The organism is Rathayibacter sp. PhB179 (assembly GCF_004345345.1).
In the GTDB taxonomy this organism is placed as follows: domain Bacteria; phylum Actinomycetota; class Actinomycetes; order Actinomycetales; family Microbacteriaceae; genus Rathayibacter; species Rathayibacter festucae.
Genome location: NZ_SLVD01000002.1, coordinates 681,203 through 705,342, shown reverse-complemented (window position 1 = coordinate 705,342; position 24,140 = coordinate 681,203). Strand labels below are relative to the sequence as shown.

Below are 24,140 nucleotides of genomic sequence, written 5' to 3'. Positions count from 1 at the left end.
CGACAGTTCGAGATCCAGACAGCCCTGCCAGGCGTCAGATACGCAGACGAGTCAGAACCCCGCGACACACCAAGGCAATCACCGATACGCCCGCTGCGCGGGCTACTCGATCAGCATGGAGCGCCTGTTGCGCGGGCTGCTCGATCAGCATGGAGGGCCTGTTGCGCGTCCCTGGCGCACAGCGATCGCGTCGTCGGGCCCCGACGCTAAAGTGACGTTCTGTCGATATTCGAGACGGGTCGCCTCCGCCGAGACGCACCTTCTGAGCTTCGGGCCGCCCGCCTCTCGAGGGAGAAGGAGCCGTCATGAGCGACGAGAACGTGCCGGGACCTCGCACTGAGCGCCTGCGAGCGGGGGTGTACGCGACACGGGACGCCAACGGCACGACCGTGATGGCGTGGCCACGAGCCCTGGCGCTCGGCGACGGCGCGGACGTCGACGAGCGACTCCGGCAGCTCGTCGAGGGCGGGCCGGGCGGTGCCGACGATGCCGTGACTGCGCGGCTGCGCGAGGAAGGCTGGCTCGTCCAGGAGTTCGGGGACGACGACGGTCCCGGCTTCGTCGTCCGCCCGCTGCGGGCCGCGGTCGAGCCCGCTCCTGAGCCGTCCGCCGACCTCGACCTCTCGAGGTTCGCGGTGGTCCGCCGCGACGGCGCCGACCTGCTCGTCGAGTCCCCGCTGGCCAGCGCCGAGATCGTGCTGCAGCGGCGATCGCTGCTCGCCGACGCACTCTCGGGCTCCGGCGGTCTCGCCGCCGCCCTGCGCCGCGAGCTCCAGCGGCACGGGTTCCTCGCGCTGCCGGGCGGACCGGAGGACACCGAGTTCCGCTACCGGCAGTGGGCACCCCACGAGCTGCTCTTCCACGACCGCAGCAGGCAGGGCTATCGCGGCCCGGCCGCCGACTTCGGAGGCACATGGTGGGGTGGGAAGGCGGGTTTCCCTCCGGAAGGCGCCGCCCCGGTCCCGTTCGGCGGGCGCCGGGTCGCACTCCCCGCGGTCGATCTCGCCGCCCTGCGCGCGAGCGACCCGCCCTACGCCGAGGTCGTCGAGCGCAGGGCGTCCCTGCGCGAGCACGACGACGCCGCGCCGATCGACGTCGCCGAGCTCGGCGAGCTCCTGTTCCGGACGGCCCGGGTCCGCGGGCTGCGCATCGACCACGGGACGGAGGTGGTCAGTTCGCCGCGCCCGTCCGGCGGCTCGCTCGCGGAGCTCGAGCTGTACCTCGCCGTCTCGCGCTGCGCCGGGCTCGGGCCGGCGTTCTACCACTACGACGCGCACCGCCACGAGCTCGAGGAGGTGTGCGGCATCGGCGCTCCCGCCGTGCGCCGGATGGTCCAGGTCGCGAGTGGGGTCGCGGCGACCGGGGTCACCCCGCAGGTCCTGATCGTCGTCTCCGCCCGTGTCGGCCGGGTGATGTGGAAGTACCAGAGGATGGCGCTCGAGCTCGTGCTGAAGGACACCGGGGTGCTCTACCAGGCCCTCGCCGGGGCGTGCAGCGCGATGGGACTGGCGGGCTGCCCGCTCGGCACCGACGACCCCGTCGCCTTCGCCGAGGCGACCGGTCGCGACCCGCTCCTCGAGTGCAGCGTGGGCCAGTTCATCGTCGGCTCGACTCCGCGACCGGTGCCGGCGGTGACGCGATGACCCTCACCGTGGACACCAGCGCCTGCGTCATCGACCACGAGGGGCGCACCTACGGCATGACCGCCGCCGGTGACATCGAGCTGACCGGCGAGGTGGCGGGCTGGATGCGCGTGATCGCGGCGTGGATCCTGGCCGGGGACGACGTCGAGGAGCGGGCGCGGTCGCTCGATCCCGCCCGGGCGGATCAGGTCCGGCGCGTGCGGAGCGCGATGCTCAGCCTCGGCCTCCTCCGGGAGGCTCCCGTCGCCGGTCGCGTCCGCCTCCTCGGCGAGACAGAGCTCCTGCAGCGCGCGGTGGCGCGGAGCGGCCGTGCGCTCCCCGAGTGCTCGCTCGCGGTCGGCCCGGTCGGGGGGCGGTGGCTGATCGACGAGGTCCGCGAGCACCCGGAGCGGACGTACGGGGCGGTGCTGCTGCGTGACGGCGCGGCGCTGGTCGTCGGCCCGGCGCCCGGCGCGGAGCTGCTCCCGGTGCTGGTGGCAGCGGCAGAGCGCGGGGTCGAGGCGGGCAGGCCCGAGGGGCACGTGCTCCGGCTGGCCGTCGCCCAGCTGGTCCGCCGCGCTGCCTCCGGTCGCACGGATCCGTGGCGGGCCACGACGGTCACTGCGGACGGAACCGTGCTCACCCGGATCAGCCCGCACCCGTGGCAGGCCGGGCAGCCGGAGGCGACCGGCCCGTTCGAGGAGCGCGCGATGACGCTCGTCGATCCCGACTTCGGGGTCGTCCGGCTGATCGAGGAGGCGGACCTGCCGCAGGTGCCGCGGCACCACTCCCGAGCGCTGGTCGCCTGCGACGCCGTTACCGACCGGCGCGACGTCGAGGTCGTCGGCGAGGGCGCGGACTTCGCGGAGGCACGGGCGGACGCCGTGCGCCGGGCACTCGCGATCCGCGCGGAGTCGGTCCTCGATCCGCGCCGGGTGCTCGACGCCGCAGGACGCGCCGTCGCCGCGCCGACCGCGACCCTCGAGCAGCTGCGCGCGGCGGTCCGCGACATCGTCGCCGCACCCGCGGAGTGCACCGTGCCGGGCCGGCGCCTGGCCGACAGCGCGACCGTCCGGATACCGGTCTCCCTCGCCTTCCGCTGCTCGGACGCCCCTCCGGCGACTGGCGGCCTCGGGGTCGCCGCCACTGAGGAGGAGGCGCTGAGGCTCGCCGTCGAAGCGGCTCCCACCTCCGATCCGCGGGCGGTCGTGGTCGACCTGGACCACGATCCCGTCGTCGCGCGACTCGGGCTCGTCGTCCGGAAGGTGGTGATCCTGCCGTGAGCACGGGTGAGATCGACGCTGCGGACGCCGCGGACGGACTGCTCCAGGGCGCACTGGCCGGCGTCGGCGCGGCGAGCGGGGTCGTCGTCCGGGCGTCCGACACCTGGCGGATCCCGAGTCGTCCTGCCGCGGACGTCCCGTGGCTGCCCGTGCACGTCGAGGTGAACCGCATCGTCATCGGGCCCCTCGTCCGCCCCGGACTCCCGGGCTGCCCGCGGTGCCTGGCGCTCCGGCGGGAACGCCTCGGCGGCGCGGAGCCGTGGCGGGTGCGGCTGACGGCGGAGTACGCGGAGCAGCTCGAGAGCCGCCGCCCCGAGGCGCTCGACGAGCTGGCGACCGACGTCGCGGCGATCGCGCTCGAGCGCCTCCTGGCCCGGGAGCGCGAGGCTGCGGGTGCCCAGCGCCGGGTCGCGGTGGTCCGCCTCGACACCCTGGCGGTGGAGTTCCACGCCTTCCTCCCCGAGCCCCTCTGCGTGCTCTGCGGCGACCTCCCGGAGGACACCGCCGCGGCTGCCCAGCACGTCCTCGCGCCGCAGCCCAAGACCGTTCCGTTCGGAGCGCGGATCCGCGACGTCGTCGGCGAGGCCGACGCCCTCTGCTCCCTCTACATCGACCCCTTCTGCGGGACGATCGCCGCCACGCGGCGCGGGGACGAGGGCGGGCTGGTCATGGCGGCCGCGCCGATGCCGATGCGGCTCGACGGCCTCGTCGAGCCGGGCTACGGACGCGGCCGCGACTACCGGTCCGCCGAGGTCACCGCGGTGCTGGAGGCGCTCGAGCGCTACGGGGGAGTCGCCCCGGGCGGACGCCGGTCGACGGTGCGCGGGAGCTACCGGGATCTCGCCGCCGAGGCCGTGCATCCCGACGTCTTCGGCCGGCATCCGGACGAGTCCTACGACGATGCGGCCTTCCGCTACCGGCGGTTCGACGAGGACGTGCCGATCCAGTGGGTCTGGGCGCACTCCTTCGCCGAGGGCCGCGCGCGCCTGGTCCCCGAGGCCCTCGCCTACTACTTCTCGCAGCGACTGCGCGGGGACGACCCCGTCTCCTACTACGAGGTCTCGAACGGCTGCGCGCTCGGCTCCTCCTGGGAGGAGGCCGCCCTGCACGGCCTGCTGGAGACGGTCGAGCGCGACGCCTTCCTCTGCACCTGGTACACCCGCAGCACGCCGGCCGGCATCGACCTGAGCAGCTGCCGCGACCCGCTCGTCGCGGAGCAGGCGGCGGCGATCACGGCGGCGACCGGCTACGACGTCGCCGCCTTCGACGTCACGACGGACTGGGGCATCCCGGCGGTGTGGCTGCTGGCGACGCGGCAGGGCGGCTCCGGACCGGCCGCCCTCAGCACGGCCGGGGCGGGTTTGGACCCCGAGCGCGCCCTGCTCGGCGCGATGAACGAGCTCGGCCCGATCCTGGCGGACCTCCTCCGGCGCTACCCGGGCGAGGAGGCGCACGCCGCGGAGATGGTGCGCGACCCCTCCGCCGTGCGCACGATGCTCGACCACTCCGCCCTTTACGCGCACCCGGACGCCCGCCACCGCCTCGACTTCCTCCGCGGCGGTCCGACGATCCGCACCGACGACATCGGCGGAGCGGACCGCGTGCGCCCGGACGCCTCGGACCTGGCGGTCGATCTCCGCGCCGCGGTGGACCGGATCGGCGAGGTGCTCGTCGTCGACCAGACCACGCCGGAGCACCGCGCGGGCGGATTCGCCTGCGTGAAGGTGCTCGTGCCGGGCGCCGTGCCGATGACGTTCGGCCACCGCAATCGCAGGATCGACGGGCTTCCCCGGCTCCTCGAGCTGCCGCGTCGGCTCGGTCGGCTCGACCGCGACCTGCTCCCGGACGAGCTGAACCCCGATCCGCACCCGTTCCCGTGACGCCGTCATCAGGGAGCGGAGCTGACGCGTCGACCGACCCGGGTCTCCGCCGGGGCTCGGAGGTCGCCCATCCGCGCCGACCCGAGACCGCAGACCCGCGGCGGCGCGAGCGCATCCTCGACGCGATGCGCGATCTCGTCCTCCGCTGGGGCTACCGCAAGGTCTGCATGCAGGACGTGGCCGACGCCGCGCACGTCGGCAAGGGCACGCTCTACCTGCACTGGAGCAGCAAGGACGAGCTCCTCGACGCCGTCCTCGTCCGCGAGGCGGGCCGGATCGACGCCGAGCTCGGGGCGGCCCTCCTGCGCCGGCCGGAGCTGGTCGCGTTCGGCCTCACGGCCGCGATGCTCTACCACGGGACCATGGCGGTGCCGTTGCTCAGCGCCTACAACCGAGGGGACAGCGCGGTCCTCGGCTCGCGCGGCGCCCGGCCCGGAGCGCCCGACCGGCTCGGGCTCTCGCTCGTCTCCCGGCTCTCCGATCCGGGCTACCTCGGCGCCCTCAGCCGCCACCACCTCGTGCTCGGCGACGCGCGCTCGGAATCCGGGCGGCTGGCGGTCGGAGCGGTCGTCGGCGGCTTCGTCCTGCGGCCCGAGGGCGCCGGCGACGCGGATCGCAACGGCGACTGCGCCCGGCTCCTCGGCACGGTCCTGCAGCGGTCCTTCGGGCAGCCGACCCACGACCGGCACGCCGAGTACGCAGCGGCGGTGGCCGAGACGGTCTCGCCGGAGGGCCGGTGGGCTGCCCCTCCGGCGTCGCCGCGGACGGCAGAAGGCTCCCGTCCTGCGTGAAGCGGGACGGGAGCCCGGTGCGGCACGCGGAGGGACGCGTGCTCGCTTGCCGCGTCGAAGGGGCGACCGGCGCGCCCTCGGCGCTCAGGCGGCGGGGCCGCCGCAGCAGATGTAGCAGACGCAGTTGGAGTCGGCGAGCTCCTTCATGCCATGACCGGCGGTGAGGGACTCGACGACCCCGCCCTGGTCCGCCACCTCGAACACGGTCATCGGCAGGTCCCGGACGTCCGTCAGGTGCTTCTCGTTCATGGTCTCTTCTCCTTCACTCGGTGCGCGTCGCGCCCGGGTCGATCCCCGAGGCGTCTCCTCGACCCTGCGCCGGTCACCGTCGGGCCCACCCCTCCGATGAACGGGTGACCGGGATCCGAGCTCGGTCACCCCACCGCTCGGCGCATCCGTGGTGGCGCTGCCATCCGCCAGATGGCGGGCGAAAGCGCGTCGCTGTCCGGATGACTCCGGGCCGCTGCGTCGGCAGAGTGGCCGGTGGCGTCGATCCCCTCGCGAGGAGTCGCCCCACCCGCACTGCCTGTCGAAGGAGACACGATGCACGTCCACGGACCCACCACGAGATCCCGCCGCCTGACGTCGGCACTTGCCGCGGCCGTGGTGGTGCTGCTGCCGCTGACCGGCTGTCAGAGCGCGACCCCGTCGCCCCCGGCCGGCGAGCGCCCGGCCGAGTGCGACGGCGTCGGGCTCACCCGCGTCGGCTACTCGCCGTACTCCAACTCGGGCGGCTACTTCCCGCTGGTCGAGAAGGGACTGCAGAGCGTCCTCGGCGACTGCGGCATCGACGTCGTCACCTCCGACCCCGACGGCGAGTCCGGCGAGCAGGTCTCCGGCATCGAGAACCTCGTCGCGGCCGGCGCCAAGGCGGTGATCGTGTGCCCGACGGACCCGAAGGCGATCTCGCCGGTGGCGCGCCGCCTGGCGGGGCAGGACGTCCTCGTCATCGGCCTCGCGACCGACATCCCCGAGGCGGATGTCGTCTTCAACCTCGACGACCGCGCCTTCGGCGAGCTCGAGGGCGAGAGCGCCGGCGGCTGGCTCGCGGCGAACCGCGCGGACGAGAAGCCCACCGTCGCGATCCTGCACCAGGACTCGGGCGGTGCACCGCTGATCGCCCGGCACGAGGGCGTGATCGCGGGGCTCGACGCGGCGCTCGGGGAGGGGGAGTGGACGCTCGTCAGCGAGGTCGAGGCGTATCAGGAGGACACCGGCAACGCGCAGACCTCGACCGTCCTGCAGGCGCACCCCGATCTCGACCTGATCGTCGGCCTGAACGACTCCAGCGCGCTCGGGGCGCTCTCCGCGGTCAAGGCCTCGGGACGCACCCCCGGCGAGGACGTGGCGATCGTCACGGGCGGCGAGGACGCGCGGATCCTCCAGGGCGTCCTGTCCGGGGAGGTCGTCTCGACGGTGGGACTCTTCCCGGTCCAGCAGGGCGAGATCATCGCCCGAGCGGTCCTCGAGCTCTCCTCGGGCGGCGACGTGGAGCGCGAGCAGATCGTGCCCGTCGAGCTCGTGACGGCGGAGAACGCCCAGGGGATCCTGGACTCCCTCGGATGACGGCACTGCACGGCAGCGCCCCCGTCCTCACCGTCTGCGGAGTGAGCAAGTCCTTCGGCGGGGTCGCGGCCCTCACCGGCGTCGATCTCACGGTGCACGCGGGCCGGATCCTCGGACTGGCCGGCGCCAACGGGGCGGGCAAGTCCACCCTGATCAACATCCTGACCGGCCAGCTGCCACCCGATTCCGGCGAGCTGCGGGTGGACGGGGAGCCCGTCTCGTTCTCCAGCCCTCGGGAGGCGCAGCAGAAGGGCATCGGCGTGGTGCGCCAGGAGCTGGATCTCGTTCCCGATCTCACGATCGCCGAGAACCTCTTCCTCGGCGACGAGCGGGTGTTCCAGCGGGCGCTGCGGCTCGACCGGCGGCGGATGCGCGAGGCCGCTCGCGCGCTGCTGCGCCGGATGGGGCTCGAGAACGACGTCGACACCCCGGTGTGCGACGTGTCGATCGGCGACCGCCAGCTGATCGCGGCCGCCCGCGCGCTGCGCAGCGCCGGATCCGTCCTGCTCCTGGACGAGCCGACGTCCTCGCTCACGCCGTTCGAGGCGGCTCGCCTCTTCCGCGTGATGCGCTCGCTCAGCGACGAGGGCGTCGGCGTCGTCTTCATCTCGCACCGGCTCGACGAGGTCGTCCAGCTCTGCGACAGCATCGTCGTGCTGCGGGACGGGCGCGTCGCCGGCGAATTCGGCGCCACCGCGGCCGTGCTGCCGCAGGTGGTCGACGCCATGGTGCCCGGGTCCGCCGCTGTCACCCGGGTCGAGCGGGCGGCCGTCTTCGGCGAGCCCGCCTTCGTCGGCAGTGCTCTGGTGGTCAAGGGACGCCCGCCCGTCGACCTCGCGATCCGGCGGGGCGAGGTGCTGGGCGTCTTCGGGCTCGTCGGCGCGGGCAAGTCGTCGATCGGCCGCTCGATCGCCGGGCTGGAGGCCCTGCAGTCCGGCTCGATGCAGCTGGCCGGCCGGCCCTACCGTCCCCGCTCCGCCGCCGCCGGCTTCGCCCGCGGTGTCGCGTACCTCTCCGAGGACCGCCGCAGCGAGGGAATCCTGCCGCACCTCAGCGTGCGGCGGAACATGATCGTCCGGGCGCCGCGGAACGTCGCTCGAGGCGGCGTCTTCGACCGGCGCGCGGTGACCGCCCTCGTCGCCGAGATGACGTCCCGGCTGCGGATCAAGGCCGCGAGCGACGCCCTCGACATCCGCTCGCTCTCCGGGGGCAATCAGCAGAAGGTCCTCGTCGGGCGCCTGCTCGCCGAGGACCTGTCCCTGCTCGTCCTCGACGAGCCCACCCACGGCATCGACGTCCGGGCCAAGGCCGATCTCATCGACACGGTCTGGGATCTCACCGCGCAGGGCGTCGCCGTCCTGCTCATCAGCTCGGAGATCGCCGAGCTGCGCGCCGCCTGCGATCGGATCGTCGTCGTCCGCAACGGCGCCGTCGTCCGGGAGCTCCCGGCGACCACCGCCACCGAAGGAGAACTCTTGTCCGCAGCGACCGGAGGCGTGTCATGACCCGCCTCGACACGCCCGTTCCCGGAGTGGCCCGCGCTCCGCGCCGCGGGTTCGACCAGGAGCGCCTCGCCACGATCGTCCTCCCGGTGGCGCTGGCCGTGATGATCGTCGTCTTCGCCGTCAGCTCGACGACGTTCTTCACCGTGGACAACCTCTTCGTCGTGCTGCGGCAGTCGGCGGTGCTCGGCGTCGCGGCGATCGGCGCGACGATCATCCTGATCGCCGGCCGGCTCGACATCAGCCAGGGCGCGCTGATCGCGGCGTCCGGGATCACCTGCGTCTCGCTCCTGCAGGCCGGGCTGCCGCCGCTCGTCGCCGTCCTCGGGGCGATCGCGCTCGGGGCCCTGCTCGGCCTCGTCAACGGCGTCCTGACCGAGAGCCTCCGGATCCCGGGGTTCATCTCGACGCTCGCGGTGGCGCTGGTGGTGCGCGGTGCCGCTCAGGTCTGGACCAGCGGGCAGTCGATCGCGGCGCCGGTCGTCGAGGGCTTCGACCTCCTGCTCTGGGTCGGCACCGGGTCGATCGGCCCGCTCCCGGTCGCGGTGGTGCTCGTGACCGTCCTCTACGTCGTCGCGTGGCTCGTGATGCGCACGACGACCTGGGGACTGCGGTCCTACGCGATCGGCTCGTCCGGGCGGGCCTCGAGGGTCGCGGGGCTGCGGGTGAACCTGCACGCGATGCAGGTCTTCGTGGTCGCCGGGGCGCTCTCGGCGGTGGCCGGCGTGCTCCTCGCGGGGCGGCTCGGCTCCGGATCCGCGAACAACGGCCAGGGCGCCGAGTTCGACATCTTCGCCGCGGTCGTGCTCGGCGGGACCTCGCTCTTCGGCGGCCGCGGCAGCATTCCGCGCACGGCGCTCGGCATCGTCTTCCTCTCGACGCTGAGCAACGGCCTCGTGATCCTGAATGTATCGTCCTACTGGCAGGGCATCGCGACGGGGACCGTGCTGGTGCTCGCCCTGGCGATCGACCGGTTGCGAGCACGCGATGACGAGTGAGGCTGTGACGCATGGAGGGTCTTCTCCGGCGGCTGTCCGAGGGCGGCGAGAGCGGTGCGGACGCGCTGCGCGTCGTCAGCTTCTTCGACAAGCTCCAGCAGTTCCGGGCCGGGATCGACGAGCTGGTGCGCTCGACGGCGATGCTGATCGGGACCGAGGCGGGGTTCGCTGGTCCGGGCGGTGGCTGCGGCTTCGACAGCCTCGGACGCGCGAGGCCGCACGATCCGCCGACCGGCGCGATCAGCACGACGATCGGCGGGGACACGGCGGACGCCGGCCTGGTCTGGGTGGTGCCCGCGAGCAGCGACCCGGACATGGCGCAGCTGATCCTCGAGCGCATGTCCCTGACAGCGGCCACGATCCTCATCCGGCAGGCCGACGCGGCCCGGCTGGGCGACGGCGAGCCGCTGCGGATGCTCATCGAGGCGCTGCCCTCGATCACGGAGCACCGGGAGGAGGCGCTCCGGCGGCTGGGCTTCCGGCCGGACTGGCGAGTGCGCGTCGTCCTCGCCCGGGGCGCGAGCGGACCGCTCTCGGATCCGCGCGGCTGGCGGGAGTGGTGCGGGCCGGAGCACCGCTGCACCGCTCCCGTGCGCTTCGGGACGGCGCACGCGGTGCTGCTGCACGGTCCCGGGACGCGGCCGGGCACGCTCCCCGAGGGCGCCGAGACCGTCGCCGTCGGCGCGACGGCCTCGGCGCTCTCGCCGCGGGACTCCTACCTCTCCGCGCTGCGCACGCTGCGGCTGTGCTCGCCGGTGCTCGGTCCGCGCGCGCTCGCGCACGACGCGCTCGGCTCGTTGCGCTGCCTCGCCCGGGTCTCCCCGGCGGAGGCCGCCGGCTCGGAGCTCGTGCAGCGGATGCAGCTCCTGGTGCGGACGCCCGTCGGTCTGGGCGAGATCCTCGCCCTGGACGCGTACTGCCGCCACGCGAACGTCCGCGCGGCGGCGACGGAGCTCCTGCTGCACCACAGCTCGCTGGGGCACCGGCTGAAGAACGTGGGCGCGAAGCTGGGGATCGACGTGTTCGACGCCGTGCAGCGCAACGACGCGTGGCTCGCGCTGCAGCTGCTGCGCATCGCCGAGGCGGAGCCGGACGAGGCGTGAGCGCCCTGGGCGCGGCAGGCGGTGGCCGCCGTGGACGCTGAGCTCGCCGCCGCCACCGAGCTGATGCTCCGGCCCGATCTGAACGACGTCGAGGGCACCCGGCGACTGATGGGCTCGTCGACGATGCAGCCGTCGTCCGCCGAGGTGGAATTCGGCGGGTCCGTCGCGATCGAGTCGCGCTCGGTGCGCCTCGACGGACACGACATCGGCCTCCGGCTCTATCGCCCGTCGGCGTCCGTCGGGTCCGCGCTGCTCTTCCTGCACGGCGGCGCCTTCGTCGCGGGGGACACCCTCTCCGAGAACGCCCGCTGCCTGCGCTACGCGGGGGACGCGGGCTGCCTCGTCGTCTCGGTCGACTACCGTCTCGCGCCGGAGCACGCGTATCCGCACGGCCTCCGCGACTGCCGGGCGGTGCTCCGGTGGATGATCGAGCGAGCGGCCGAGCTCGGGATCGATCCCGCCCGGATCGCGGTCGCCGGCGTCAGCGCCGGCGGCGCACTGGCGGCGGGAGTGAGCATGCTCGCCCTCGACGAGGGGGAGCGGGTGCCGCGGGCGCAGCTGCTGCTGTTCCCCGTGCTGGACGACCGCCTGCACAGCTCGTCGATGCGGGAGTTCGACGCCACGCCGGTCTGGGACAACCGCAACGCCGCGGTCATGTGGCGGCTCTACCTCGCCGGTGCGCCGGCCGACGAGTACGCGGCACCGGCGCGACGGGAGTCGCTGATCGGACTGCCCGAGACCTATCTCCTGGCCGCCGAGCTCGATCCCCTGCGCGACGAGGCGCTCCGATTCGGAGCGCGGCTCCTCGAGGACCGGGTCCCCGTCGATCTGCGGCTCTGGGCCGGCACGTACCACGTCTTCGATCAGCTGGTGCCGGACGCCGCCGTGTCGCAGGCCAGCCTCGAGGATCAGGTGCGGTTCCTCCGGCGGACGCTGCGGCCCTGAGCCCGGGCGTCGGCGCGTCGGTCAGCCGGTGTCGTCGCCCGGGCGCGCGGCGTCCACTGCTCGCGCGGCCAGGCGGGCGAACGCCGCGCGGAGCTCGACCGGCTCCACATCGGTGATCGGCGCGTCGAAGCGGGCGATCGACGCGGCGACGCCGGGCCAGGACCAGGAGCCGACGCGGATCCGGCAGCGGCCGTCCGGCTCGACGCTCAGCGTGCCGTCGCCGAGGTACGGGGCGATCTGCACGGCGTCGGCGTCGAGGATCGCCGAGCCCCCGCACGGCCAGGTGTCTGCGCCGGTCGAGCCCTTGAAGCGGGCTGAGAGGAACGCCGCGGGGTCGCCGCCCGGCACGGACCGCGGGGTGAAGCTGGCGCCGGTGTGACTGCGGAGCCGGATCCGGTCGACCCGGTAGGTGCGCCAGTCGTCGCGCTCGGGAGTCCAGCCGATCAGGTACCAGCGGCCGCCGGCAAGGACGAGGTGGTGCGGCTCGGTCGTGCGGGCGGCGGGTTCGGCGTCGGCCGGTCCTGCGAAGGAGTCGTAGTCGAACCGCAGGGTCAGCGCGTCGCGGATCGCGTCGCCGATCCGCAGCAGCACCCCGGCGTCGGCGTGCGCCTCGGCCGGGCGGGTCGCGGTGCCGGCGCTCGCCGCGAGTCCGTCGATCCGGTGCGCGAGGCGGCTCGGCAGCAGTCGGCGGATCGTCCGGAGCGCCCGCTCGGCCGCCTCGTCGAGGTCGGTGCCGAGGGCGCCGGCGGTCCGCAGCGCCAGGGCGATCACGACGGCCTGCTCGTCGTCGAAGAGCAGCGGCGGCAGTTCCGTGCCGGCGGCCAGGCGGTAGCCGCCGTCGGGGCCGCGCGTGGTCTCGATCACGTAGTCCACTTCGCGCAGCCGCTCGACGTCGCGCCGGACGGTGCGCTCGCTCACCTCGAGTCGCCCCGCCAGCACCGGTGCCGACCAGTCGCGGCGCGACTGCAGCAGCGACAGGAGGGTGAGCAGCCGCTTCGAGGTGGAGGGCGAGGAGGAGGTGGGCACGGATCGATCATCGCGCGCGAAGCGGACGTTCCCTGGCCGGTACCGACGAGATCGTGTTCTCAAGCCCCGGAAGAACGGGGAGAACCGCGGCCCCACCACCGCGCAGCGAAGGAGCACACCCATGACCGCAGCAGTCGTCGCCCACCTCAACTTCACCGGAGCGGCCCGCGCCGCCCTCGAGTACTACGCCGCCGTCTTCGGCGGCCGGGCCGTCGTCCGCACATACGGCGACTTCGGGATGCCGGCGGGCCTGCCCGACACCGATCGCGTCGTCCACGGCCAGGTCGTCGGCGCGGGCGGCTTCACCGTGATGGCGTACGACGTCCCCTCGAGCGAGGCGGACCTGCAGGCGGGAGCCACGCGCCGCGAGAACGGCACGACGATCACCGACCGTCCCTTCTTCCTGGCCCTGCAGGCCGCGACGCTCGGGGAGGCGACCGGCCACTGGGACGCGCTCATCGACGGAGCGAGCGTCGTCGAGCCGCTCGCGGCGTCGGCCTGGTCGGCCGGCTTCGGCATGCTCACCGACCGCTTCGGGGTGGTCTGGGCGATCAGCGTCGTCGAGCAGCAGGGCTGAGCGCGGGGCGGGTGGCCGTGTGGCGCGGCCGCCCCTGCCCTCCGGCGCGAATTCCGGGCGACGGATGGCTTTCCGGAGCGCTCTGGGTACTATGTCCCGACGCGGTGGGAGTCCCCTCCTCCGCGCCCGCGGGTCCCAGGCCCGCCCTCAGCTCCACACCCCAGCCCCACCACCCCCAGCCCACAGACGAACGGGAGACGGATGCGCACGACGCGCCCTTCGACGGACCACTCCGCCGCGGACGAGTCGGCGCGCACGCCGCGACCCCACGTCCGGCACGGACGGCAGAAGCGCCACAGCCTGCCGCGGACCCTCGTCAAGGCCGCTGCGACCGTCTCGGGAGTGGGCATCGTCGCCTCGATCTCGATCGTCGCGATCGCCGCGACGCTGCTCGTGCAGTCCGCCCAGCCGTCCGTCAGCCTGCACCCGATCGCGGCGGGCTCCGAGGTCGCGGCCGGCTCGGTCCCCGAGATCGGCGCCCTCGAGGGCGGATTCAACGTCCTCGTCGTCGGCAGCGATTCTCGCCAGGGTCAGGGCGACGCCTACGGTGACCCGGACGAGGAGACCAGCGTCCTCAACGACGTGAACATGCTGATGCACGTCTCGGCCGACCACAGCAACGCGACCGTCGTCAGCTTCCCCCGCGACATGTACGTCGACATCCCGTCCTGCGTCAACGCGGTGACGGGGGAGACCATCCCCGCCCGCTACGACACCAAGATCAACGAGGCGATGGGCAAGGACGTCAGCCTCGGCTGCGTCGCCGGCGTCGCGGAGGAGCTGCTCGGCGTCCGGGTCGACTACGGCGCGGTCGTGCAGTTCAACGGCGTCATCGAGATGTCGAACGCGATCGGCGGAGTCGACGTCTGCGTCGCGACCGAGATCGCGGATCCGTACACCAACACCTACCTCGAGCCCGGCGTGCACTCGCTCGAGGGCATGGCCGCGCTGCAGTTCCTCCGCAGCCGGCACGGCATCGGCGACGGCAGCGACCTGACCCGGATCAGCAACCAGCAGGTCTTCCTCTCCTCGCTGGTCCGCCAGGTCAAGAGCGCCGACACGCTGCTCAACCCGGTCGCGCTCTACGGACTCGCCAAGGCCGCCCTGGGCAACATGACGCTCTCGACCGAGCTCAACAACGTCAATACCCTCGTGCAGATGGGCCTCGCGCTCAAGGACGTCGACATCGCGAACGTCGTGTTCGCGCAGTACCCGACCGGCTCGGTGTCCGGTGGCGTCGTCCCCGACCGCACCGCGGGCGACGTGCTCGCCACCGCCCTGCAGACGGACCAGCCGATCGCCCTCACCGGTGGCACCGGCGCCGGCGCGACGACCTCGGGTGAGCCCGCGGCTCCTGCGGCGACCGAGGCCCCCGCCGCCGGCCCCGCCACGACCGACCCGCTCGCGACCGCGGAGGCGACTCCCGGCGCGACCGCCGCGCCCGGCACGCCCGCGGCCGGCGCACCGGTCGAGCTCCCGGAGGCCATCACCGGCCAGCCCGCCGATCAGCAGACCTGCTCGGTCGGGTTCTTCGGCTGACGCCGGAGGCGGAACCGATGACCGACCCCGTCGTCTCGCGCCGGACAGCGGCCCGTCACGGGCGGCTGCGGCCGCACAGCGGACTCCGGTTCGCCGGGCGGATCCTCGCGGCCTGCGTCGGCGTCGGCGTGCTCAGCACGATCTCGATCGTGGTGATCGCCCTCTCGATGATCGCGGGCAGCGCGCGTCCCTCCGTCGACCTCGGCATCGGCTCGACCGACGCCGGCTCCGCCGTCCCGGAGATCGGCGCGATCGAGGGCGGCGTCAACATCCTGCTCGCGGGCAGCGACAGCGCCGAGGGCTCCGCGGCGGGCGCGTACGGCGACCGCTCCGAGAACCTCAACGACGTCACGATGCTGATGCACATCTCCGAGGACCACTCCACGGTCGAGGTGATCAGCTTCCCCCGCGACATGTACGTGCCGATCCCGTCCTGCACCGACCCGGCGACGGGCACCGTCTCGGACGCGCTCCGCTCCGCCAAGATCAACACCTCGCTGAGCTACGGCGGGCTGGCCTGCACCGTGCAGACCGTGGAGCAGCTCACCGGCCTCGACATCCCCTACGCCGCCCTCATCCAGTTCGACGGCGTCATCGAGATGTCGAACGCGGTGGGTGGGGTCGACGTCTGCGTCGCCACCCCGATCGAGGACGAGTACACCGGCCTGAACCTCACCGCCGGCACGCACACGCTGGTCGGCGCCGAGGCGCTCGCCTTCCTGCGCACCCGGCACGGCGTCGGCGACGGCAGCGACCTCACGCGCATCTCCAGCCAGCAGGTGTACCTGTCGTCGCTGGTGCGCAAGGTGAAGGACGCCTCGACGCTCTCGAACCCCGTCGCCCTCTACGGCCTCGGCAAGGCGGCCGTCTCGAACATGCAGCTCTCCACCTCGCTCGAGAACGTCAACACCCTCGTCTCGATCGGCCTCGCGGTGAAGGACGTGGACCTCGCCAGCGTCGTCTTCGTCCAGTACCCGACCTACATCGACGGCGACGGCGTCTACCCGAGCGAGGAGGCGTCGGCGACGCTGAACGCCGCCCTCCTGGCCGACCAGCCGATCGCCCTCACCGGCACCACCGGCGGCGGCTCGGAGTCGGCCGACGGGTCGACGCCCGCCGCGACCGGCTCGGCGGCTCCCTCGGATCCGGCCACCTCGGACGCGGCCACCTCGGACCCCGCTGCGACCGCGGACCCGGCGACGCCGGCTCCGGGCGAGACCGCCGTCGCCCTCCCGAGCGACGTCACCGGCCAGACCGCCGACCAGCAGACCTGCACCGTCGGCCGCACCCTCGACGAGCAGTAGCGCCGCAGCGCCGGGTGTCACGCCCGGCTCCCGGGTGCGGTTATAGTGGTCGTCGTGCGTTCGCCTGGCGGGCGCTCAGGAGACGTCGCATAGTCCGGTCGAGTGCACCACCCTGCTAAGGTGGAGAACCCTTTATTGGGTTCCGTGGGTTCAAATCCCACCGTCTCCGCACTCCTCGAGAGCCCGCTTCCCCGCGGGCCGATAGCCCTCTGCTCCTCCGGTGCCTGCATCATCGAGGGTCGTGCAGCACTCGTCTCAGCGCATCTTTCTCGCTCGACCGGCTAGCCTGGCGGGATGTCCAGTGCGATCCTCGAGGCCCTGTCCGCAGCTCCCGCCCGGCGGGACGTCGCGTCGATCCGCGGAGCCCTCGCGGAGGTCTCGATCGGCGACTCGGTGCGGGTGCTCGTCCGCTCGCCGCGCTACGGGCTCTACGGCATCGAGGGCGTCGTCCGGCAGGCGGTCGGCGGAGAGCTCGTCGTCGCCGACGTCTTCCTCAACACGGGGACCGAGATCCAGAGCATCGCGCTCGCACCCGAGCCGGAGGCGGGAGCCGACGGGAACCGGTCCGTCGACGGGCTCGCCCACGGAGACCCGGTGCGGGTGACCTTCTCGACGCCGACGATCGGCTCCTTCACCGTGACCGGGCCGCTCACCGCCGGCGGCCGCGACCCCTACCTGCTCGTCGGCAGCTGGATCGTCGCCGAGGACGCGAGCGCCGCCCGCCACGTCGACCGGATCGAGCGGCTCAGCGACGTCGCCCTGCACGTCAAGCACGTCCCCGGGCACCGCTCGGCCGCCGTCGAGGAGTAGCGGGCACGCAGCGCGACAGCGCCGGGCGTCAGGTCTGGCAGCGCGGACACCAGTAGGTGACCCGCAGCTGCAGCTCGTCGTCGCCGAGCTCGCCGCGGCGGATCGCGGTGCCGCAGCGCCGGCACGGCTTGCGGTCGCGGCCGTAGACCCACAGCTGCTGCCCGGGGCGGAGGTTGCCCGTCGTCGTCCGCTCGATGCGCTCGCGGTTGACGGTGATCAGCTTCTTCGCGAGGGCGATGGTGCGGACGAGGTCGCCGCTCTCGCCGACGGGACGCGTGGGCAGCACACCGCGGAGGAAGCAGAGCTCGGCCCGGTAGACGTTGCCGAGCCCGGCCATGATCCGCTGGTCGAGCAGCGCCAGGCCGATCGGCCGCTCGGGGTCGGCGGTGAGGCGACGGAGTGCCTCGTCGGCGTCCCAGTCCGCACCGAGCAGGTCGGGGCCGAGGTAGCCGACGACGTCCTCCTCGGCGGACCGCGGCACGATCTCGAGCAGGCCGAGTTCGAAGCCGACGGCCTGCCACTCGTCCGTCTCGAGCACGATGCGCGCCTGGAAGGCGGGGCGGTGCCACTTCGGCCGGTCGCCGGTCAGCGAGTAGAGGTGCCAGCTGCCCTCCATCTTGAGGTGGGAGTGGATCAGCGCGTCGCCGATGCGCATCAGCAGGTGCTTGCCGCGCGGGACGACGGAGTCGATGGTCTCGCCGGTGAGGTCGACCGTCGCGAACTTCGGCACGCGGACGTCGCAGCGGGTCAGCACCTGGCCGTCGAGGGCGTCGGCGAGGTTGTGGGCGGAGCGGTAGACGGTGTCACCCTCGGGCACGGGCGGTCCTCTCGTGGCGGCCGGCGCTCACGCGCGCAGCCTCAGGCCGCGCGGGTTCGCGACGAACCCGGCGGCGGTCAGGGCGTCGCCGAAGGGCGTGCCCAGGGCGAAGACGCCGTCGATCTTCTCGACGGTGAGCTTCTCGACCCCACGGGAGCGGACCAGCTGCGCGAGCGCTCCGGCCGCGTCCGCCAGGACGGTCTCGTCGGCCGAGAAGGTCAGCGCCGTCTTGCCGCCGCGCTCGAGGTAGACGGCGAGCTCGCCGTCGACGACGGCGACCAGAGCGCCCGCCTTGCGACCGGGCCGGTGGCCCTCGCCCTGCGGCCACGGCAGTGCCGCGCCGAAGGGGTTCGCCGGGTCGGTCGCGGCCAGCGCGAAGACCGGTCGCGCGCGCTGCTGGGCCTCGTCCTGCGGCGCGAAGGTGCGGAGCCGATCGACGCTGCCCGCGGTGCCGAACTGCGCGGCGCCGAGCTTCTCGATGAAGTAGCCGCGGCGGGCGCGGCCCTGCTGCTCGAAGCCGCTGAGCACCTTGTAGGCGAGCGCGAAGCCGCCGAGCACCCCCTCGGCCTGGACGGAGCCGCGGGTGACGATGCCGTAGCGCTCGAGCAGCGTCTCGCCGAGCGCGTGCCCGCGGATCGTCGCGTCCGACTCCGCCAGCGGCACGATCGACCAGCGGCCGCCCGCGGTGGGCGGGCCGACGCGGGTCGCCATGGTGGGCCTGGCGGTCATCCGGCCGCGTGGCGCCCTGGCGCGGGCGGGGGCACGCGGCTGCCGGTGCGCGCCCCCGGTCGAGCCGACGAGGGTGCGCAGCGGAGCGAGCGTGTCGTTCGTGAGCAGGCCCGCCCAGACCAGCTCCCACAGCGCCTCGACCAGCGTCTTGTCGTCGGTGGAGCCGACCGCGTCGGAGAGCTGGCGGAAGAAGTAGCCGCCGCCGGAGCCGAGCACGCCGACGATCTCCTGCTGCAGCTCGCCGAGCGGCACCGCCTCGGCCGCGGGGACGGGCAGCGTGAGCCCGGCGGTGTCGGCGAGGTGCAGGCTCACCCAGCCGTCGTTGCCGGGGAGGGTGCCGGCGCCGGCCCAGAGGACCTCGCCGGTCGCGGTCAGCTCGTCGAGCATGGCGGGCGAGTAGTCGCGCACCCGCGCGGGGAGGATCAGCGACTCCCAGGCCGAGGCGGGGATGGGCGCGCCCGCGAGCTGGTCGATGACGGAGGCGACGCCGTCGATGCCGCGCAGCGAGCCGCCGAGGTGCTGCCAGGCCGGCAGGAAGCGGCCGTAGGCGGCGGCGTCGACCGGCTCGACCTCCTTGCGCAGCGCGGCGAGCGAGCGGCTGCGCAGGCGGCGCAGCACCTCGGAGTCGCACCACTCCGAGCCGGTGCCGTTCGGGCGGAACTCGCCCTCGGAGACGCGCCGCTCGCCGGAGAGCCGGCGAAGGGTGTCGTTGACGACCGCGACGCCGAGGCCGAGCCGCTCGGCGACCGCGACGGCGGTGAACGGGCCGTGGGTGCGGGCGTAGCGGGCGACGAGGTCGCCGAGCGGGTCGCGCACCGGGTCGATGAAGGCGACGGGGACGCCGATGGGCAGCGGCACGCCGAGGGCGTCGCGCAGGCGCGAGGCGTCCTCCATCGCGGCGTAGCGCTGCTCGCCCGCGAGACCGACCGGCAGGACGCGCTTGGCGCGGACCAGCTCGGCGACGATCGCCTCGAGCGTCCCGCGCGCGATCGGCGCGGCCTTCGCGACGTCGGCCGACGTCACCGACTCGTCGACCAGCCGCTCGCCGAGCTCGTCGATCGTCAGCGGGCCGAGCAGGCGGAGCAGGTCCGCCGCTCCCTCGAGGCCGCGCAGGCGCCGCTCCGGCTCGACCCGCTGCAGCTCGCGCTCGATCTGCGCCAGGACGAGCGGGTCGAGCAGCTCGCGCAGCTCGGCGCGGCCCAGCAGCTCGCCGAGGAGCGTCGCGTCGACCGAGAGCGCGGCGGCGCGGCGCTCGGCGAGCGGGCTGTCGCCCTCGTACATGAAGGCGGCGACGTAGCCGAACAGCATCGAGCGGGCGAACGGGCTGGCCGTCGGCGTCTCGACCTCGAGGATCTGCAGCTCCCGGCCGTCGAGCCGCGCGGCGAGGCGCAGCAGCGCGGGCAGGTCGTAGACGTCCTGGAGGCACTCGCGCACCGTCTCGAGGATGATCGGGAAGGTCGGGTAGGTGCGGGCCACGTCGAGCAGCTGGGCAGCGCGCTGGCGCTGCTGCCAGAGCGGCGAGCGCTTGCCCGGGTTGTAGCGGGGCAGCAGCAGCGCCCGCGCCGCGCACTCGCGGAACCGGGCGGCGAAGAGCGCGGAGCCGCCGACCTCGCTGGTCACCAGCTGCTCGAGCTCGTCGCGGTCGAAGAGGAAGAGCTCGGCACCGGGCGGCTCGGACTCGGTGTCGGGGATCCGGACGACGATGCCGTCGTCGCCCGCCATCGCGGCGCCGTCGACCCCGTGCCGCTCGCGGACCCGCGCGCCGATGGCGAGGGCCCAGGGGGAGTGCACCTGCATCCCGTAGGGCGAGTGCAGCACCAGACGCCAGTCGCCCAGCTCGTCGCGGAAGCGCTCGAGCACGAGCGTGCGGTCGTCCGGGATGCGGCCGGTGGCCAGCCGCTGCTCGTCGAGGAAGGACAGCAGGTTGTTGGTCGCGTACTCGTCCAGGCCCGCGGCGGTGCAGCGCTCGCGGGCGGTCTCGACCGCGGCGCCGCCGATCTCGCGGGTGAAGGCGCCGATCGCCTCGCCGAGCTCGGCCGGCCGGCCCTGCGAGTCGCCCTTCCAGAACGGCAGGCGTCCCGGCTCGCCGAAGGCGGGCGTGACGATGACGCGGTCGTAGGTGATCTCCTGGATCCGCCAGCTGGTCGCGCCGAGCGCGAAGACGTCGCCGACGCGCGACTCGTAGACCATCTCCTCGTCGAGCTCGCCGACCCGGTTGCCGGTCGAGCCGGGCTCGCCGACCATGAACACGCCGAACAGCCCGCGGTCGGGGATCGTCCCGCCGCTGGTCACCGCGAGGCGCTGCGCTCCGGGCCGGCCGGTGAGGGTGTTCTCGTCGCGGTCCCAGACGACGCGGGGCCGCAGCTCCGCGAACTGGTCGGAGGGATAGCGGCCGGAGAGCAGGTCGAGCGTCGCCTCGTAGGCCGAGCGCGGCAGGGCGACGAAGGGGGCGCTGCGGCGGACGGTGTCGAACCACTCGTCGACGTCGAGCGATTCCAGTGCCGTGGCGGCGACCGTCTGCTGCGCGAGGATGTCGAGCGGGTTGGCCGGGACCATGATCGCCTCGATCAGGCCGGCGCGCATCCGCTCGGTGGTGACGGCGGAGTGCAGCAGGTCGGCCCGGTGCTTGGGGTAGAACGAGCCTCGCGAGACCTCGCCCACCTGGTGCCCCGCCCGGCCGACGCGCTGGAGCGCACTCGCCACCGACGGCGGGGTCTCGACCTGCACGACGAGGTCGACGGCGCCCATGTCGATGCCGAGCTCGAGGCTCGAGGTGGCGACCACGCAGCGCAGCCGGCCCGACTTGAGGTCGTCCTCGATGATCGCCCGCTGCTCTTTGCTGACCGAGCCGTGGTGCGCGCGGGCGAGGAGCGGCTCGTCCTCGGGAGCGGCCTGACCGGTACCGCTGGTCGCTCCGGCGGCGCCCATCGTCGCGGCGGGGCTCCGGCGGGCGGAGGCGCCGACCGCCTCACCGAGCAGCGCCCCGACCGCGACCGGCTCGCCGGCCTCGCGGGCGCGCTCGGCCTCGGCCTCGCGCCGCTCCGCGTAGATCTCGTTGAGCCGGGCCGTCAGCCGCTCGGCCAGCCGCCGCGAGTTCGCGAAGACGATCGACGAGGTGTGCGCGAGCACGCGGTCGACGATCGACTCCTCCACGTGCGGCCAGATCGAGCCGCTCTGCGGACCGGTGGCGCCCATGGTGGAGCCGTCCTGCGAGGCGGTGGAGCCGAGCTCGGACATGTCCTCGACGGGGACGACGACGCTGAGGTCCCACTGCTTCTCGGAGACCGGGGCGACGATCGTGACGGGGGAGCGGCCGGCCAGGAAGCGCGCGACCTCCTCGCGCGGACGGACCGTGGCCGAGAGCCCGATGCGCTGCACGGGCTGGGGCAGCAGCGCGTCCAGCCGCTCGAGCGAGACCGCGAGGTGCGCGCCGCGCTTGGTGGAGGCGACCGCGTGCACCTCGTCGACGATGACCGTCTCGACCCCGCGCAGCGACTCCCGCGCGGCCGAGGTGAGCATCAGGTAGAGCGACTCGGGGGTGGTGATCAGGATGTCCGGCGGCGTCTTCTGCAGCACCCGGCGCTCGGCCGCGGGGGTGTCTCCGGAGCGGACGCCGACCGTGACCGTCGACGGCGCGCTGCCGATGCCCTCGGCGCTCAGCCGGAGCGCGGTCTGCGTGACGCCGACCAGCGGCGAGCGGAGGTTGCGCTCGACATCGACGCCGAGCGCCTTCAGCGGCGAGACGTAGAGCACGCGGGTGCGGTGCTGCGGGTCCTCCGGCGGCGGGCCCTGGACGAGCCGGTCGATCGCCCACAGGAACGCCGAGAGCGTCTTGCCCGAGCCGGTCGGAGCGACCACGAGGGCGTGCGCGCCGCTCGAGATCGCCGCCCATGCGCCCTCCTGGGCGGCCGTCGGCGCGGGGAAGGCGCCCTCGAACCAGGCCCGCGTGGCGGGGCTGAAGCGATCGAGGACGTGCGGCATGCGTGAATCCTCCCTGCCACCACCGACATTGCCGTGCGCGGGCCCCGCGGGCGAGCCCTTGACGAGCGGTCGCCGCGGCGGGACCTCGTCGGGCGGCACCGGAGTCAGGCGAAGCCCAGCCGCACGAAGGTGCCGATGTCGGCGAGCTCGGCCTGGCTCACGCCGTGGGCCACGCCCTCGTAGACCCTCGCGTCGAGCGCGGTGTGAGCCGGGAACCACTCCGCCGCCGCCGCGACCAGCTCCGGCGGGATCACGGCGTCGAGCGTGCCGCGCCCCCAGAACACCGGCGGACGCTCCTCGGCGAGGACCTCGTCGGCCGCGTCGCCCTCCGCCAGCGGCACCACGAAGCCCGAGAGGGCCACCGCGAACGCGAACCGCCCGGGGGCTCGCCGCAGCAGCTGCACGGCCAGTGCCGCGCCCTGCGAGAAGCCGAGCAGGCCGACAGGACCGTCGTGCTCGAGCGCGTCGAGCCAGTCGAGGACGCCCTGTGCGGCCTCCTCGACCGCGACCGGGTCGGTCCGGGGCTGATCCGGATCCAGCGGCACCCGCAGCGGCCACCAGGCGTTGGCGCCGCCGTCCAGGGCCAGTGGCGCCCGGAGCGAGGCGAGCACCGGCTCCAGCGGCAGGTAGGCGCCGAGCGAGAACAGGTCGCCCTCGTGCGAGCCGTAGCCGTGCAGGAGCACCAGGAGGGGCCGCCCGGCCCGGTCCTTCGCGGAGGAGGACCACAGCACTGCGTTCGCGTCGATAGCCATCGGACCATCATCGCCGAGCCCGCCGGATGCGAGCCGAAACCGGACTGACATGAACGTCGGGTAAGAATGGCCCTATGAGCGTGCGTACCCCTGATCCCAACTCCGGGTGGCTGTCCGACGATGAACTCGCCGAGATCCGCCGTCGGCTCCCGCTGCTGTACGTCGAGGCGGTGCCCGTCCGCGTCGACGGACTCGGCCAGGTGACCGAGGTCGGGGTGCTCCTGCGGGCGACCGCCTCGGGGCAGATCACGCGCACCATCGTCTCCGGCCGGGTGATGTACGGCGAGACCCTCCGCGACGCGCTCTTCCGCCACCTCGAGAAGGACCTCGGCCCGATGGCGTTCCCGCTGCTGCCGGCAAGCCCCCTGCCCTTCCACGTCGCCGAGTACTTCCCCATGCCCGGCATGGGCCCCTTCACCGACGACCGGCAGCACGCCGTCTCGCTCGCCTACGTCGTCCCCGTCACCGGCACCTGCGACCCCCGCCAGGACGCCCTCGAACTGACCTGGATGACCCCCGACGAGGCCTGCTCCGACGCCGTCTCCGCCGAGATGGAGGGCGGGCGCGGCGCGTTGCTGCGCGCCGCACTCGCATCGGTGGGGAAGCTCCGGTAGCGCGCAGCGTGCCTCCTCGCGCGCCGCGGGGCGGCGCGCCGCGGTCGGCTCTTGCAGGTGGTCGGGCCCCGTAGAGCGTCCGACGTCCGCCTGGCGGAATTCGCTGGCACGCGAATTCCTCTTACGGCTCGAAGCGCGCTCTCGCGCCGAGACTAGGGGCGAGGGGCTTCGCATTCGCTGGCACGAGGCAGCCGCCTCCATTGAGTCGTCCGGTGCGGCGCGGGGCGGCGCGCGACATGCTGGCCGAGTAGCGCGGAGCGCGTCTCGAGCGGCGAAGCCGCTTCGCGTCTCGGTGGTGAGG

Annotated in this window: 19 protein-coding genes and 1 tRNA gene; 15 read left to right on the top strand and 5 right to left on the bottom strand. The window is 73.9% G+C overall.

From position 1 onward, the window contains the following. Window positions 1-305: 305 nt before the first annotated feature. The 4 genes from EDF43_RS07110 to EDF43_RS07095 all read left to right on the top strand — a co-directional run bounded on the left by EDF43_RS07110 (window position 306) and on the right by EDF43_RS07095 (window position 5,576). Window positions 306-1,643 carry a SagB family peptide dehydrogenase gene (locus tag EDF43_RS07110; RefSeq protein ID WP_132436063.1) on the top strand — a complete coding sequence of 446 codons (1,338 nt, stop codon included), beginning with the start codon at window positions 306-308 and terminating at the stop codon, window positions 1,641-1,643. Beyond that, window positions 1,640-2,905 carry a hypothetical protein gene (locus EDF43_RS07105; RefSeq protein ID WP_132436062.1) on the top strand — a complete coding sequence of 422 codons (1,266 nt, stop codon included), beginning with the start codon at window positions 1,640-1,642 and terminating at the stop codon, window positions 2,903-2,905. Before EDF43_RS07110 ends, EDF43_RS07105 begins: the two co-directional genes overlap by 4 nt. Beyond that, window positions 2,902-4,785, top strand: coding sequence for a TOMM precursor leader peptide-binding protein (locus tag EDF43_RS07100; RefSeq protein ID WP_132436061.1), 1,884 nt, complete (start codon window positions 2,902-2,904; stop codon window positions 4,783-4,785). The genes EDF43_RS07105 and EDF43_RS07100 overlap by 4 nt, the downstream gene beginning before the upstream one ends. Before the next feature lie 125 nt (window positions 4,786-4,910). Further along, the gene (locus tag EDF43_RS07095) at window positions 4,911-5,576 is read left to right on the top strand and encodes a TetR/AcrR family transcriptional regulator (protein ID WP_132436060.1); all 666 of its coding nucleotides are present in this window, start codon (window positions 4,911-4,913) and stop codon (window positions 5,574-5,576) included. Window positions 5,577-5,660: 84 nt separating this feature from the next. Here EDF43_RS07095 and EDF43_RS07090 read toward each other — a convergent pair whose 3' ends face one another. Further along, window positions 5,661-5,825 (bottom strand): thiomuracin/GE37468 family thiazolyl RiPP peptide, encoded by a 165-nt coding sequence (locus tag EDF43_RS07090; protein ID WP_123445007.1) that lies wholly within the window; start codon window positions 5,823-5,825, stop codon window positions 5,661-5,663. A gap of 294 nt (window positions 5,826-6,119) precedes the next feature. On the opposite strand from EDF43_RS07090, the gene EDF43_RS07085 reads away from it, so the two are divergent. From EDF43_RS07085 to EDF43_RS07065, 5 genes are read left to right on the top strand one after another with little or no spacing between them, the layout of a single operon-like run. Then, a complete protein-coding gene (locus EDF43_RS07085) occupies window positions 6,120-7,142 on the top strand; it encodes a sugar ABC transporter substrate-binding protein (RefSeq protein WP_123735001.1) in 1,023 nt (340 codons plus the stop codon). Next, window positions 7,139-8,647 (top strand): sugar ABC transporter ATP-binding protein, encoded by a 1,509-nt coding sequence (locus EDF43_RS07080; protein ID WP_132436059.1) that lies wholly within the window; start codon window positions 7,139-7,141, stop codon window positions 8,645-8,647. The genes EDF43_RS07085 and EDF43_RS07080 overlap by 4 nt, the downstream gene beginning before the upstream one ends. Next, complete coding sequence (locus tag EDF43_RS07075; protein ID WP_123733488.1) at window positions 8,644-9,642, top strand: ABC transporter permease; 999 nt, start codon at window positions 8,644-8,646, stop codon at window positions 9,640-9,642. The genes EDF43_RS07080 and EDF43_RS07075 overlap by 4 nt, the downstream gene beginning before the upstream one ends. A gap of 11 nt (window positions 9,643-9,653) precedes the next feature. Next, complete coding sequence (locus tag EDF43_RS07070; protein ID WP_132436058.1) at window positions 9,654-10,745, top strand: helix-turn-helix domain-containing protein; 1,092 nt, start codon at window positions 9,654-9,656, stop codon at window positions 10,743-10,745. 30 nt (window positions 10,746-10,775) lie between these two features. After that, window positions 10,776-11,690 (top strand): alpha/beta hydrolase, encoded by a 915-nt coding sequence (locus tag EDF43_RS07065; protein WP_132436057.1) that lies wholly within the window; start codon window positions 10,776-10,778, stop codon window positions 11,688-11,690. A gap of 21 nt (window positions 11,691-11,711) precedes the next feature. On the opposite strand, the gene EDF43_RS07060 is transcribed toward EDF43_RS07065, so the two are convergent. Continuing rightward, window positions 11,712-12,716, bottom strand: coding sequence for a WYL domain-containing protein (locus tag EDF43_RS07060; protein ID WP_132436056.1), 1,005 nt, complete (start codon window positions 12,714-12,716; stop codon window positions 11,712-11,714). 121 nt (window positions 12,717-12,837) lie between these two features. Between EDF43_RS07060 and EDF43_RS07055 the strand changes: the two genes are divergently transcribed. The 5 genes from EDF43_RS07055 (at window position 12,838) to EDF43_RS07035 (ending at window position 16,946) form a co-directional block, all read left to right on the top strand. Further along, window positions 12,838-13,293, top strand: coding sequence for a VOC family protein (locus EDF43_RS07055; protein WP_132436055.1), 456 nt, complete (start codon window positions 12,838-12,840; stop codon window positions 13,291-13,293). A 201-nt stretch (window positions 13,294-13,494) separates the two neighbouring features. Continuing rightward, window positions 13,495-14,832 carry an LCP family protein gene (locus EDF43_RS07050; protein WP_123735007.1) on the top strand — a complete coding sequence of 446 codons (1,338 nt, stop codon included), beginning with the start codon at window positions 13,495-13,497 and terminating at the stop codon, window positions 14,830-14,832. A 17-nt stretch (window positions 14,833-14,849) separates the two neighbouring features. Then, window positions 14,850-16,136 carry an LCP family protein gene (locus EDF43_RS07045; protein WP_123735008.1) on the top strand — a complete coding sequence of 429 codons (1,287 nt, stop codon included), beginning with the start codon at window positions 14,850-14,852 and terminating at the stop codon, window positions 16,134-16,136. A 78-nt stretch (window positions 16,137-16,214) separates the two neighbouring features. Next, window positions 16,215-16,305 (top strand) — tRNA-Ser (locus EDF43_RS07040). A 125-nt stretch (window positions 16,306-16,430) separates the two neighbouring features. After that, a complete protein-coding gene (locus EDF43_RS07035; protein WP_123735009.1) occupies window positions 16,431-16,946 on the top strand; it encodes a hypothetical protein in 516 nt (171 codons plus the stop codon). Window positions 16,947-16,974: 28 nt separating this feature from the next. Here the strand turns inward: EDF43_RS07035 and EDF43_RS07030 are convergent, their stop codons facing one another. The 3 genes from EDF43_RS07030 to EDF43_RS07020 form a co-directional block, all read right to left on the bottom strand. Next, window positions 16,975-17,763 (bottom strand): DNA-formamidopyrimidine glycosylase family protein, encoded by a 789-nt coding sequence (locus tag EDF43_RS07030; protein WP_132436054.1) that lies wholly within the window; start codon window positions 17,761-17,763, stop codon window positions 16,975-16,977. 27 nt (window positions 17,764-17,790) lie between these two features. Beyond that, the gene (locus EDF43_RS07025) at window positions 17,791-22,473 is read right to left on the bottom strand and encodes an ATP-dependent helicase (protein ID WP_132436053.1); all 4,683 of its coding nucleotides are present in this window, start codon (window positions 22,471-22,473) and stop codon (window positions 17,791-17,793) included. 104 nt (window positions 22,474-22,577) lie between these two features. Beyond that, window positions 22,578-23,225: an alpha/beta hydrolase-fold protein gene (locus EDF43_RS07020; RefSeq protein ID WP_132436052.1), complete on the bottom strand. Its 648-nt coding sequence runs from the start codon at window positions 23,223-23,225 to the stop codon at window positions 22,578-22,580. A gap of 74 nt (window positions 23,226-23,299) precedes the next feature. Between EDF43_RS07020 and EDF43_RS07015 the strand changes: the two genes are divergently transcribed. Next, window positions 23,300-23,839 (top strand): NUDIX hydrolase family protein, encoded by a 540-nt coding sequence (locus tag EDF43_RS07015; protein ID WP_123445016.1) that lies wholly within the window; start codon window positions 23,300-23,302, stop codon window positions 23,837-23,839. Window positions 23,840-24,140: the final 301 nt, after the last annotated feature.